The 13,416-nt window shown below is 67.5% G+C and carries 10 protein-coding genes; 2 read left to right on the top strand and 8 right to left on the bottom strand.

Annotation, left to right across the window (positions count from 1 at the left end; translation table 11 throughout):
• Window positions 1-10: 10 nt before the first annotated feature.
• The 7 genes from hutU to GRX31_RS01025 all read right to left on the bottom strand — a co-directional run bounded on the left by hutU (window position 11) and on the right by GRX31_RS01025 (window position 8,235).
• Entirely contained in the window at window positions 11-1,744 is a 1,734-nt protein-coding gene (gene hutU, locus GRX31_RS01055; protein WP_016447381.1) for a urocanate hydratase, read from the bottom strand.
• A 39-nt stretch (window positions 1,745-1,783) separates the two neighbouring features.
• Window positions 1,784-3,355, bottom strand: coding sequence for a histidine ammonia-lyase (gene hutH / locus GRX31_RS01050; RefSeq protein ID WP_160851102.1), 1,572 nt, complete (start codon window positions 3,353-3,355; stop codon window positions 1,784-1,786).
• A 113-nt stretch (window positions 3,356-3,468) separates the two neighbouring features.
• Complete coding sequence (gene hutC / locus GRX31_RS01045; RefSeq protein WP_026062963.1) at window positions 3,469-4,239, bottom strand: histidine utilization repressor; 771 nt, start codon at window positions 4,237-4,239, stop codon at window positions 3,469-3,471.
• A gap of 26 nt (window positions 4,240-4,265) precedes the next feature.
• Window positions 4,266-5,045, bottom strand: coding sequence for an ABC transporter ATP-binding protein (locus tag GRX31_RS01040; protein ID WP_012202086.1), 780 nt, complete (start codon window positions 5,043-5,045; stop codon window positions 4,266-4,268).
• Between the two features lie 149 nt (window positions 5,046-5,194).
• Complete coding sequence (locus GRX31_RS01035) at window positions 5,195-6,079, bottom strand: ABC transporter permease (RefSeq protein WP_016447378.1); 885 nt, start codon at window positions 6,077-6,079, stop codon at window positions 5,195-5,197.
• An 18-nt stretch (window positions 6,080-6,097) separates the two neighbouring features.
• Window positions 6,098-7,072: an ABC transporter substrate-binding protein gene (locus tag GRX31_RS01030; RefSeq protein WP_013800043.1), complete on the bottom strand. Its 975-nt coding sequence runs from the start codon at window positions 7,070-7,072 to the stop codon at window positions 6,098-6,100.
• 272 nt (window positions 7,073-7,344) lie between these two features.
• Window positions 7,345-8,235 (bottom strand): LysR substrate-binding domain-containing protein, encoded by an 891-nt coding sequence (locus GRX31_RS01025; RefSeq protein WP_160851100.1) that lies wholly within the window; start codon window positions 8,233-8,235, stop codon window positions 7,345-7,347.
• Window positions 8,236-8,329: 94 nt separating this feature from the next.
• On the opposite strand from GRX31_RS01025, the gene GRX31_RS01020 reads away from it, so the two are divergent.
• Window positions 8,330-9,586 carry a CaiB/BaiF CoA transferase family protein gene (locus tag GRX31_RS01020; RefSeq protein ID WP_160851098.1) on the top strand — a complete coding sequence of 419 codons (1,257 nt, stop codon included), beginning with the start codon at window positions 8,330-8,332 and terminating at the stop codon, window positions 9,584-9,586.
• A gap of 9 nt (window positions 9,587-9,595) precedes the next feature.
• Window positions 9,596-10,741: an acyl-CoA dehydrogenase family protein gene (locus GRX31_RS01015; protein ID WP_160851096.1), complete on the top strand. Its 1,146-nt coding sequence runs from the start codon at window positions 9,596-9,598 to the stop codon at window positions 10,739-10,741.
• On the opposite strand, the gene GRX31_RS01010 is transcribed toward GRX31_RS01015, so the two are convergent.
• Entirely contained in the window at window positions 10,738-13,113 is a 2,376-nt protein-coding gene (locus tag GRX31_RS01010; RefSeq protein WP_160851094.1) for a DUF7948 domain-containing protein, read from the bottom strand. The genes GRX31_RS01015 and GRX31_RS01010 overlap by 4 nt on opposite strands.
• Between the last annotated feature and the right edge of the window lie 303 nt (window positions 13,114-13,416).

Below are 13,416 nucleotides of genomic sequence, written 5' to 3'. Positions count from 1 at the left end.
TGCAAGCGGCTCACTTGACCATGGGCAGGTTCAGCTGATGGCGCTTGGCGGCCGCCACGGCAATGTCGTAGCCCGCATCCGCATGGCGCATGACGCCGGTGGCCGGATCGTTCCAGAGCACGCGGCCCAGGCGGGCGGCGGCCTCGTCCGTGCCATCGGCCACGATGACCACGCCCGCATGCTGGGAGTAGCCCATGCCCACGCCGCCGCCGTGGTGCAGGCTGACCCAGGTGGCGCCGCCTGCGGTGTTGAGCAGGGCGTTGAGCAGCGGCCAGTCGCTGACGGCGTCCGTGCCGTCCTTCATGGATTCGGTCTCGCGGTTGGGGCTGGCCACCGAGCCGCAGTCCAGGTGGTCGCGGCCGATCACGATGGGGGCCTTGAGTTCGCCGTTCTTCACCATCTCGTTGAAGGCCAGGGCCGCCTTGTGGCGCTCGCCCAGTCCCAGCCAGCAGATGCGCGCGGGCAGGCCCTGGAAGCTGATGCGCTCGCGCGCCATGTCCAGCCAGCGGTGGGTGTGCTTGTTGTCGGGGAACAGTTCCTTGATCTTGGCGTCGGTCTTGTAGATGTCCTCGGGGTCGCCGGACAGGGCCACCCAGCGGAACGGGCCCTTGCCCTCGCAAAACAGCGGCCGGATGTAGGCGGGCACGAAGCCGGGGAAGTCGAAGGCGTTCTTCACGCCCTGGTCCAGGGCCACCTGGCGGATGTTGTTGCCGTAGTCCACCGTGGGAATGCCCATGGCCTGGAAGTCCAGCATGGCCTGCACGTGCTGGGCGCAGCCCTGGGCGGCGGCGGCCTTGAGCTGGGCATGGCGCGACGGGTCGGCCGCGGCGGCACGCCACTCGTCCACGGTCCAGCCCACGGGCAGGTAGCCGTTGATCAGGTCATGGGCCGAGGTCTGGTCAGTCACGATGTCGGGGCGGGCGCCGCCGGCCTTTGCGCGGCGCACCAGCTCGGGCAGGATTTCGGCGGCATTGCCCAGAAGGCCGATGGAGATGGCCTCGCCCGCAGCCGTGTGCTGGGCGATGAGCTCCAGCGCGTGGTCGATGTCGCGCGCCTGCTTGTCCAGGTAGCGCGTGCGCAGGCGGAAGTCGATGCTGCTTTGCTGGCATTCGATGGCCAGCACGCAGGCGCCGGCCAGCACGCCGGCCAGCGGCTGGGCACCGCCCATGCCGCCCAGGCCCGCCGTGAGGATCCACTTGCCCGTGAGGTCGTTGTTGTAGTGCTGGCGGCCGGCCTCGACGAAGGTCTCGAACGTGCCCTGCACGATGCCCTGGGCGCCGATGTAGATCCAGCTGCCGGCCGTCATCTGGCCGTACATGAACAGGCCCTTCTGGTCCAGCTCGTTGAAGTGCTCCCAGTTGGCCCACTGGGGCACGAGGTTGGAGTTGGCCAGCAGCACGCGCGGTGCGTTCTCGTGCGTCTTGAACACGCCCACGGGCTTGCCCGACTGGATCAGCAGGGACTCGTCGGCCTCCAGCTTTTTCAGCGACTCCAGGATCTGGTCATAGCACTCCCAGTTGCGCGCCGCGCGGCCGATGCCGCCGTAGACCACCAGGGCCTTGGGGTTCTCGGCCACGTCGGGGTCCAGGTTGTTCTGCAGCATGCGGTAGGCAGCCTCGGCCAGCCAGTTCTTGCAGTGCAGTTCGCTGCCGCGCGGGGCGCGGATGACGCGGCTGGCGTCATAGCGGGGATTGGTGGCAGCGGTGGCAGCGTTGGCGTTGAGGATGGCGTCGTTGGCGTTCATGGCGATCTCCTGGGTGCGTAGGGTGAGCGATTGCGAGGTTCAGGCAGCCTGGTGGCTGGGCAGGTGGCGGACGATGGCCTGGGGCCAGTCCGTGGCAAGCGCCCACTGGCGCATGGTTTCGATGTCGGGTGCCAGGTAGCGGTCACGGTCCAGGTGCGGAACCTGGCTGCGGATCAGCGCGTACTGCGCCTCGATCAGTTCGGAGCTGTTCAGGCTGCGGTCGAAGTCCATGCCCTGGGCGGCGGCCATGGCTTCCACGCCCACGATGACGGCGGTGTTGCGCGCCATCTCGCCCAGGCGCCGCGCGCCGTAGGTGGCCATGGAGACATGGTCTTCCTGGTTGGCCGAGGTGGGCAGGCTGGTGACGCTGCTGGGATGGGCCAGGCACTGGTTCTCGGCAGCCAGGGCGGCAGCCGTGACCTGGGCGATCATGAAGCCCGAGTTCACGCCGCTGTCGGCAATCAGGAAGGCCGGCAGGCCCGACAGGCCGGTGTCCAGCAGCAGGGCCATGCGGCGCTCGGAGATGGCGCCGATCTCGGCCAGAGCCAGGGCGATGATGTCGGCCGCGAAGGCCACGGGCTCGGCGTGGAAGTTGCCGCCCGAGATCACGTCGCCGTTGTCGAAGACCAGCGGGTTGTCCGAGGCGGCGTTGGCCTCGATCACCAGCACGCGGGCCGCATGGCTGAGGTTGTCCAGGCAGGCGCCCATGACCTGGGGCACGCAGCGGATGGAGTACGGGTCCTGCACGCGGCCGCAATGGGGGTGGGAGGTGTCGATGGCGCTGCCGTCCAGCAGCTCGCGCACGGCGGCGGCCACGGCGATCTGGCCGAGCTGGCCGCGCGCCTCGTGGATGCGGGCGTCAAACGGCTTGACCGAGCCCTTGATGGCCTCCAGCGTCAGGCAGCCCGCCACCAGGCCGGCCGCGAACACGCTCTCGCCCTGGAACAGGCCCACCAGGGCCAGCGCCGTGGATACCTGGGTGCCGTTGAGCAGGGCCAGCCCTTCCTTGGGGCCGAGCACGAAGGGCTCCAGGCCCACGTGGCGCATGGCCTCGGTGCCGGACACCACCTGTCCATCGATCTTGGCCTGGCCTTCGCCGATCAGCACGCAGGCCAGGTGCGACAGCGGCGCCAGGTCGCCCGAGGCGCCCACCGAGCCCTTGGCGGGGATCACGGGCAGCACGTCGGCGTTGGCCAGGGCCAGCAGCGCATCGACCAGCTCGGGGCGCACGCCCGAGTGGCCGCGCGCCAGGCTCACGGCCTTGGTGGCCAGCACCAGACGCACCACGGCGTCAGGCAGCGGATCGCCCGTGCCCACGCTGTGCGACAGCACCAGGTTGCGCTGCAGCTCTGCCAGGCGGTCATGGGCGATCTTGGTGGAGGCCAGCTTGCCGAAGCCGGTGTTGATGCCATAGACGACCTGGTCCTCATCCACGATGTGCTGCACATGGGCCTGGGCGGCGCGCATACGCTCGTAGGCGGGCGCCGCCATGGACAGGCGCACGCCGCCCTGCTGTATGGCCCGCAGCTGGGCCAGGGTGACCTGGCCGGGCTGCAGCGTCAGCGCGGTGCCGGGACGGGAGGTGAGGCCGGGAGTCGTGATGGTGTTCATGGTGATGCCCTGTCGGTGTCTGGAAGGATGTGCCAGGATGGATGTCTATGCCTGTCTATACAATATCAATCGAAGCGGAACAGCGCAAGAGCGGGAACCCCGCCTTTCCGGCCTCAGCCGTCGTGCGATCCGCCGTCGGTGCGAAAGCGGCTGCCCAGCCGGTAGCGCATGCCCGGATGCACGCAGTGCACCCAGGTCACGGGCGTGCCCAGGTACCAGGTGCGGCGCGTCAGCGTCAGGCAGGGCTGGTCGGTCTCCATCTGCAGCCAGCGTGCCTGCTCGGGCGTGGGCAGCATGGCGTCCACCACATGCTCGATCTGGTCGAAGGGCACGTTGCGCACCAGGTACACCGAAGGCTGGATCAGCGAGAAGTCCTGCTCCATGAAGTCCGGCGCCATGCGCGGGTTCACATGGCGGTCTTCCAGCTGCACGGGCACGTCGTTCTCGAAATGCACGCCCTGCAGGTGGAACACCGAGCTGCCGGCGGACAGCTGCAGCGAAGCCGCCGCCTCGGGCGAGGCCGACTCGCGGCGCACGCTGATCAGCTCGAAGCGGTGGTCATGGCCGCGCTGGCGGATTTCCTCGGCGATGTTGGCGATGCGCAGCAGCGTGGACTGCGGCTTTTCCTCGGCCACGAACGAGCCCACGCCCGCCACCCGCACGATCACGCCCTGCTCGGCCAGCTCGCGCAGCGCGCGGTTGGCCGTCATGCGGGCCACGCCGAACTCCTGCACCAGCTCCTGCTCGGACGGCACGCGCTCGCCGGCCGACAGCGAGCCATCGGCGATCTTGCGCATCACATGGTCCTTGACCTGCTGGTACAGGGCCATGGGCACCTCCGCCGTCGTTGCGGAAAGACGAGAAGCCGTGGAGCGGGAAGACATGGTGTGGGCAGTGGTCATGAAAAGCGTCAGTGTGCAGCAGCGGCCAGCGACTCTGCGCGAATCTCTTCGGTCAGCCGGGCTTTCAGCTCCATGAACTCGGGCGATGTCTTGACCGTGTAGTGGCGCGGATGCGGCAGGTTCACGGGGATGTCGGCCTTGATGCGGCCCGGCCGCGCGCTGAACACGGCCACGCGGTTGGCCATGAAGATGGCCTCGTCGATGTCGTGGGTGACGAACATCACGGTCTTGCGCTCGGCCTCCCAGATGCCCAGCAGCAGCTCCTGCATGAGCACGCGGGTCTGGTTGTCGAGTGCGCCGAAGGGCTCGTCCATGAGCAGGATCTTGGGATCGTTGGCCAGCGCGCGCGCAATGGCCGTGCGCTGCTGCATGCCGCCCGACAGCTGCTTGGGAAAGTGGTTCTCGAAGCCGCGCAGCCCCACCTTGGCGATGAAGTAGTCGCTGCGCTCCTTTTGCAGCGCCTCGCTCACGCCCTTCTCGCGCAGGCCGAAGCGGATGTTCTGGGCCACCGTCAGCCACGGGAACAGCGTGTAGCTCTGGAACACCATGCCCCGGTCGGCGCCCGGCCCGTCCACGGCGCGGCCGTCCAGCAGCACCTGGCCCGTGGTCGGGAAATCCAGCCCCGCCGCAATGCGCAGCATGGTGGACTTGCCGCAGCCCGAAGGGCCGAGGATGGTGACGAAGTCGTTCTCGCGGACCTCGAAATCCACAGGCAACAAGGCCTGCGTGCTCGTGCCCTTGTGGCTGGTGAAGGTGCGCGAAACACCTTGAATGGACAAAAGATTCATCACGATTCTCCAGGGCGCTTGTCAATATTCACGGCGGCTGCAACCGGCGCGACTCACCTCAGAGACACCGAGGAAGGGCCGCCCCGCACCGAGGGTGTCGTCCCCCTTCAAGGGGGAAGCGGCGCAGCCGCTCAGGGGGTAGATCCTTTTCACAGGGTGCTCCACTCGAACATGCGACGGTTCAGCGATTTGAAGATGAAATCGGACACCAGGCCGATGAGGCCGATCACGATGATGCCGAAGATGATCTGGCCCGTGTTCAGCAGCGCCTGGCTGTCGGTGATCATGTGGCCGATGCCCGAGGACGAGCCGATCAGCTCGGCCACGATCACATAGGTCCAGGCCCAGCCCAGCACCAGGCGCAGCGTCTCGGCAATGCCGGGCGCGGCGCCCGGGATCAGCACGCGGCGCACCACGCCGGTGTTGGAGGCGCCCAGCGTGTAGGCGGCCTCCACCAGGTCCTTGCGTGCGCCGCCCACGGTCACGGCCACCATCAGCGTGATCTGGAACACCGAGCCGATGAAGATGACCAGCAGCTTCTGCGTCTCGCCCACGCCGGCCCACAGGATCAGCAGCGGGATGAAGGCCGAGGCCGGCAGGTAGCGGCAGAACGAGACAAAGGGCTCGAAGAAGGCCTCGACCGGCTTCCAGGCGCCCATGGCGATGCCCAGGGGCACGGCCACGACCGAGGCCAGGATGAAGCCGCCCATCACGCGCCAGACCGTCATGCCGATGTCGTGCAGGAAGCCGTACTCGGTGAACAGCAGCACGCCCTCGCGCGCCATGGTCATGGGGCTGGCCAGGAAGGTCGGGGAGACGAAGCCGCCCAGCGTCACAGCCGCCCAGACGAGAAAGAACAGCACGAAGAAGGCCACACCCAGCACCCACTTGGCCGTGGGGCTGACGGGCTCCAGCGGCGCCATGCGGCGGCGGCGGACGGGGGCTGGCGCCGCGGCGGGCGCGGGAGCGTGCGGTGTGGCGTGGGTCATGGGCTTGTTAGCCGGCTGGACTGCGGAAGTGGATGCGGCTTGCATGGTCATCCCCTGGCGGGCTTACTGGATGAAGCTGGCGTCGTACATCACGCCATAGTTCTCGGGGATGGAGCGGATGATGCCGGCCTCCTTGAGGATCACGGCCGATTCCTTCATGAACGGCACCAGCTCGTTGGCGAAGAATTTCTGGTTGGCTTCCTTGTCGGACCACTTGAGGTAGGAGGCCGACTTGCCGAACTGCTCGCCGCTTTGCTTGACGGCCGTGCCCATGATCTCGAAGGACTTGGTCTTGTCGGCCTCGATCATGGCCACCGCATCGAAATACGACTGGGCCAGGGCCTTGGCGGCGGCGGCGTTGGCCTTGAGCCACTTGGGATCGCAGCCCACGGTGTCCATGACCATGGGGTAGTCGATGGTGGTGGCCAGGATCTTGCCCGCCGCCGGGTTGGCGCGGATGGTGGACAGGTAGGGCTCGTAGCTCATGGCCGCATCGTTCTGGCCGGCCACGAAGGCCTGGGCCGCAGGCTGGGGCTCCAGGGAGACGGTCTTCACATCCTTCATGGTCATGCCGTTCTTGTGCAGCATCCAGGCCAGGCCGAAGTACGGCGCCGTGCCCGGCGCGCTCACGGCCACGGTCTTGCCCTTGAGGTCGGCAAAGCCCTTGACGTCATTGCGCACGGCGATGCCGTCGGCGCCATAGGACTTGTCCATCTGGAAGATCTGCACGATGGGCACGCCGTTGGTGTTCCAGGCCACATGCGTCTCGATGGTGGTGGCCGCGCACTGGATGGCGCCAGAGGCCAGGGCCAGGTGGCGGTCCTTCTGCGGAATCATCTTCAGGTCCACCGCCAGGCCGTTCTTCTTGAAGATGCCGGCCTTGTCGGCCAGGGTCAGCGGCGCGAAGCCGGTCCAGCCCGACATGCCCAGGGTGATCTTGGTCTCCTGCGCGGCAGCGGGCTGCAGTGCGGCGGCAAGGCAGAGGGCGGCGGCCAGCGGCCCCAGGGGCAGGCGGCGGAACGTGGGGATCGAACTCATGTGGCACTCCTCGGTCGGGAAAGCAAGTTGGCAATGGCAGTTTCGGGGTCCGCGGGCAGACCGGTGCGGAAGCCCGAAGTGTGTTTTTGCCGACCAAACATGTATATACAGGATTACCCGGCAAACCTGGCAAGGGCGGAAACCTGCATCCATCTGCGGTCAACACAGAGAGCGAGAGCAAGCACCGTGCCAACCCATCTTGTCCATACAAGCTGGGGAAAGTCCCTGGTCGCGATTCACCACCGTGGTGCAGGCCACCGCACGGCGCGCCGCTACGGTGCAATCACAGCCCGCGCCACCTTCAAAAAAGGTGCAATCAGCGGCGAGGCATTGCCCGCCGACACAGCCAGCACCACGGGCTGGGGGGCCACGCGGCCCCGGATGCGGCGGCAGGCCAGGCGCTGGCCATCGTGGGCGCGGTCCACCACCGGTCGCGTGGTCAGCACGCTCAGGCCGTGGCCATTGGCCACCATGGAGCGCAGCATCTCGATGGAGGCGAACTCATGGGCCACCAGCGGCGTCACGCCGGCCTCGCGGAACAGCGACAGGAAATACTCGCGGCTGTGCGGCAGGTTGATCAGCACCAGCGGGTGGGCCGCCACTTCGGCCAGGCTCACGCTGGTCCTGGCCGCCAGCGCATGGCGATGCGGCAGCAGCACATAGGGCGGCAACGCCGCCACGGGCAGCAGCTCCATGCGGGGACGCGCCAGGCCCGTGTTGTACTGCAGGGCCGCATCGAGCTCGCCGCGCTCCACCTGCTGCGTGAGCGAGGCGATATCGCCCTCCACCAGCTCCAGTGCAATGCCGGGATGGCGGCGCTGCATCTGCGCCAGCAGCGCCGGCACCCAGCGCGCGCCCAGCGTGCTCAGAAAGCCCAGGCGCAGCACGCCCGCCACCGCCGCCGTGCGCGGCCCCTGCAGGCTGCGTGCGCCGTCCAGCAGCGCCTGGGCATCGCGGCTGCGCACCGCGCCGGCCGCCGTGAGATCCAGCCCCCTGGCATGGCGGCGCACGAACAGCGCCTCGCCCCACTGCGCCTCCAGGTCGGCAATCGCCTTGGAGATGGACGGCTGGGACACGCCGATGGCTTCTGCCGCGCGCGCCGCACTGCCATGGCGTGCAGCGGCCACGAAGTACTCAAGCTGCCGGAGGCTGATATGGATCATCTTTTTGAATGCATTGCATCAGGATTGAATATTTTCCATTGATTCAATTGCGGGCCAGCATGCAGCCATCCACCACCTGTCCATGGCTGCATCAATGACCGAATCCGCCTCGCCCCCCGCCCCTGCCAGTACCGCCCGCCCGCTGGACGGCGTGCGCATCCTCGACTTCACGCGCGTGCTGGCCGGGCCGCTGTCCACGGCCCTGCTGGCCGACCTGGGCGCCGAGGTCGTCAAGATCGAGCCGCCGCAGGGCGACGACTACCGCGCCATCGGCCCCATGAACAACGGCGAAAGCGCGCTGTTCACGGTGATGAACCGCAACAAGCAAAGCCTGGTGCTGGACCTCAAGCACCCCGAGGCCGTGGCCCTGGTCCGCGAGATGGCCGCCCAGGCCGACGTGGTGGTGGAGAACTTCCGCCCCGGCGTGGCCGAGCGCCTGGGCATAGGCGCAAGCCAGTTGCGGGCGCTCAATCCGCGCCTGGTCTATGTCAGCGTCTCGGGCTTCGGCCAGACCGGGCCGCTGGCCCACCGGCCGGCCTACGACATCATCGTGCAGGCCATGAGCGGCCTCATGGAGGCCACGGGCGAGCCCGATGGCGCGCCCACCGTCGTGGGCGAGGCCGTCAGCGACGTGGTGGCCGGCCTGTTCGCCTCCTGGGCCACGCTGGCCGCGCTGCTGCAGGCCCGCGCCACGGGACAGGGCCAGCAGGTGGACGTGGCCATGTTCGACACCACGCTGAGCTTTCTGGCCACCTCGGTGGCGCGCTACCTGTTCACGGGCCGGCCCGCGCGCCGCGTGGGCAACCGCCATCCGCTGTCCGCGCCCTTCGGCGTGTACCGCGCAGGCGACGGCCACTTCGCGCTGGCCGTGCTCAACAACAAGCTGTTCGCCGCCGCCCTGCAGGCCATGGAACTGGGCAGCCTGGCCGGCGACCCGCGCTTTGCCAGCGATGAATCACGCTCGGCCCACGAACCCGCGCTGCGCGAGGCCATCGAGGCCTGGGCCGGCCGGCATGAAGTGGCGCAGGTGGTGGCCGCGCTGGATGCAGCGGGCGTGCCCGCCGCGCCCATCTGGAACATTGCCCAGGCGCTGGAGTCGCCCCAGAGCCAGGCACGCGGCCTGCTCGGCGCGGTGCAGGACCCTCGCCTGCCCGGCCTGCGCCTGCCCACCCAGCCCGTGCATTTCAGCGGCGCCGCACCCAACCGCGCCGAGCGCGCACCGGCCCTGGGCGAACACACCGACGCCCTGCTCTCGCAGTGGCTGGGCCGGGGCACCGAAGCCATTGCCGCGCTGCGCGCATCCGGTGCCCTGGGCACCGCAGGCGCAGCCCCCTCTTCCCCATCACATTGAGCAACCGACATGAACTTCCAACGACTGGGCACCACCGCCGACGACCACGCCATTGCCGATGCCGTGGCCCGCTTTGCCGACGACGCACTCGCCCCGCTGGCGCAGCGCATGGACGAAGAGGCGCTGTCCGCCACCTGCCATGTGCCGGGCCTGTCGGCCCTGGGCGTGATGGGCATGAACCTGCCCGAGGCCCTGGGCGGCCCCGGCGTCACGCCCACGGCCATGCTGCTGTCCCTGGTGGCCATCTCGCGCGCCTGCGCGGCCACCTCGTCCATGATCGGCGCCCACTACCTGGGCACGGACGCCGTGCTCATCGGCGGCGACGACGCCCAGCGCCAGCAGTGGCTGCCGCGCTGCGCCAGCGGCCAATGGCTGGCGGCCTTTGCGCTGACCGAACCGCGCGGCGGCTCGCACCCGGCCAACATGCGCACGCGCGCCGTGCGCGATGGGGACGACTATCTGATCACGGGCGTCAAGCACTTCATCTCCAACGCCGCCGAGGCGCGCTTCATGGTCGTCTTCGCCAAGACCGACATGGAGGCCGGCGCGCGCGGCGTCAGCGCCTTCATCGTGCCGCGTGACCTGCCCGGCATCCAGGTCTCGGCGCCCGAAAAACTCATGGGCATCCGCGGCGGCCATGCCTTCGAGGTATCGCTGGACGGCGTGCGCGTGCCTGCCAGCCACCGGCTGGGCGCCGAGGGCACGGGCTTCAAGACGGCCATGAAGGTGCTGGACAACAGCCGCCTGGACGTGGCGGCCACCGCCCTGGGCGTGGCCGAGGCCGCCCTGGCCGCCGCCGCGCAATGGGCCAGTCAGCGCCTGGTCGGCGGCGAGCCGCTGGCCACGAAACAGGGCATCCAGTGGAAGCTGGCCGACATGAAGCTGCGCCTGGAGGCATCGTGGGCACTGACCATGCAGGCCCTGGCCTTGCGCCAGGCCGGCCAGCCCTTCACCCAGCACTCGGCCATGGCCAAGCTCCATGCATCCGAAATGGTGGGCTTCGTCACCGACGAGGCCCTGCAGATCCACGGCGGCTACGGCTACACGCGCGACATGCCGCTGGAGCGCCTGGTGCGCGATGCACGCATCCTGCGCATCTACGAGGGCTCGTCCGAAGTGCAGCGCAGCATCATTGCGCGCGGGGTGCTGGGCTAGCGGACGATGCGGATATCGCGAACCACGTCACCCGCAGCCAGCCAGCCGATGCCGCCATCGCCAGGCTGGCTGGCGACCACCGCGCAGGTACCCACGCCCAAAATGGTGACCTTGCCCACCCGACCGTCGGGGATGGCGCAGACATTCTTCGATGCCGGCAGCACCCCGTAGTGAACCGGCAATTCCGAACTGGCCACGGCCGGGGGATGCACATCAAAACTGCCCTGGTCGAAGCGCTGCGCGCCTTGCTGGGGAAAGACGATCTTTTGCGTGGAAGTGGCTCGAAGGTCGCCCGCGATGCGGGAGACGAAGCCGTCTCGCCCGCCGCCCATAGTGCCTGTGGCGCCGGGAAGGTCGGTCCATGTGGTTCCACCCACCACGACACGGCCCATGGAGTCAATGGCCATTGCGTCGATGACCTCGCCTCCTCGCCCCAGATAGGTGCTGCGCCTGACGGTCAGATCCCCCCGTGTTGGCAGCGAAAAGCGCGCAACAAAGCCGGTAGCGCCCCGATCCGAACGCGACGGTTGCAAGCCCATATCGGCACCTTCAAGGTACCCTGGGTTTGAATTGGGGTGCCTTTCTGTCCAGCCCGTAACCACAATATCGTCGGGGTCATCATCCGTATCACCTGCCGCAATGACCAGTGCGCTAGAGATTGTTTTGCCTGGACTTGCCAGAAAAATGCTGTTGGGCGCCGCTGTGAGACTGCCCGGTAAACGCGATACAACGACTTCCATATGCCCTTGAACATAAATTTCATGGTCGTGCTGGACACCACTGGCGCGACCCGGAAAATTGGGAGAGTTGGTTGTCGAGCTCACCACTATGTCGCCCGTGCGCGCATTGATGGCCAATGCATCAACCCAAGAACGGCTTCCCTCACCTCCTCCAAGATAGGTGCTTTGCACTATGCCCAAATCACTCGACAGGCGCGATATAAAGCCAGCCACGGTTTGGTCGCCAAATCGCTCCTGTTGCCCTCCCTGTGTCAAAGGGAAGTCGCTGGAGTTCGTGCTCCCCGCCACGAGCAACTCCCCCTTGCCCGCACGGCTGGTATCCAAGGCAATCGCCGTAACTCTGTCGTCTCCCTCTCCTCCGAGGTAGATACTGCGCTGCAGTACCAGATCGCCAGACAAGCGCGCGACAAAGCCATCCCCCCACCGACCACCACCGAAGCTGGATCCGCTCGCAGCCAGGGGAAAATCCGTGGAGTTCGTCTCCCCGGCAACCACCACGTCACCGTTGTCCGTGATCACCAGGGCGTAGACATCGTCACGGCCCGATCCTCCCAGATAGATGCTTCTGGACGCCGCAAGATCGCCTGACAAGCGCGCCACGAAGGTGTTGCGCCCGGGCGGCGCACTGCCCGTGGCGCCATGGAAGTCGGTGGAGTCTGTAACTCCCGCCACGAGGACATCTCCCGTCTTTGGATCAATGGCCAGCGCGTTGATGAGGTCCAGGGCATTGCCGCCCAGGTAAATGCTTTGCCTGATCGTCTTCAAGTCCGCCGACAGGCGAGACACGAAACCATCTTCATCTCCAAAACGCCCTCCACCTGCCACACCAGGAAAGCTGTACGACTTGGTCCACCCTGCCACGAGCACATCCCCCGTCTGCGGATCAATGGCCAGTGCATGGATGCCATCCCACCCATTGCCCCCCACATACGTACTGCGCAACAAGGGATCAATCACCAGCGGCAGCGATGCGTCATAGGCCCCCAGTGCAAAGCCGTAGCCATCGCCCGCCGCGTTGAGCGCATAGCGCACCGGCACATCGACACGCCCCTGTTGCGTCTGCTGGAAGGCCACGGGCGCCGTATAGGCCACGTCGCCATGCCCGGTTGCAGCGATCAGCTCACCCTCCTCGCCCAGGCGCAGGGACAGCGCGCCACCGAGCTGCACCTGGATCTGCGCGGCATCGGCATGGGGCGCCACATGAAAGAGTTTCTCCACATTGCTGCCACGCGCTGCCAGCTCCACGTTGACGCCGGGCCATGCCTGGCCCAGTTGCACGTTGTGGTAGGTGGCGGCGTGGTAGCTGCGCGGGCCGGTGAAGTGGCGCACCTGTACCTGGGCGGCCTCCCCGCCCTGCGGCGCCAGCGGCTGCGCGCCGACCAGGGTTTCCGTCAGCCGCCAGCCGGGCTGGCGGGTAAGCTCGGCATCACGAGCCGGACCCGGACGCGCCCGGTCTGCACTGCCGTTCACGGGACCGGGCAGGCTGTAGACGATCTGGCCCTGCTGCGTCACAAAGACGGCCCCGGCGAAGGTCCTGGCCCTGAAGGCGACGGCCGGGTCGAACTGGCCGCCGTTGGCTTCGAAGGGCACGGCCAGACCCTGCAGGGCCTGGCTGACCTGCTGCATGGGCATGGGCACCGATGGCTCAGACACTGCCGCAGCCACCGCTCCCTGCCCGGTCCAGGTGAGCAACAGCCCAAGCCCTGCGGCCCATGGACCGTGAGCCCGCTTGCGCACTGATCGCACTGATTGATGTCGCTTCCACATATCCAGCCTCCCGTTTCGTTGCGAAAAAATGCAGCTTATGGAGTTTGTTTTTGGCTGGAAATCCGGCGACCACGCCGTCCTATCTCCTAGGAATAGTCTGTTGGACGCCGTTGAAAACCGTGCTACACAAGTCGCCTGTGAGCAGGAAATGCGCAGGGAGAATGGGCT

Source organism: Delftia sp. CH05, from assembly GCF_009827015.1.
GTDB lineage: Bacteria > Pseudomonadota > Gammaproteobacteria > Burkholderiales > Burkholderiaceae_C > Comamonas > Comamonas tsuruhatensis.
This window is presented reverse-complemented; position numbering and strand designations above follow the sequence as displayed.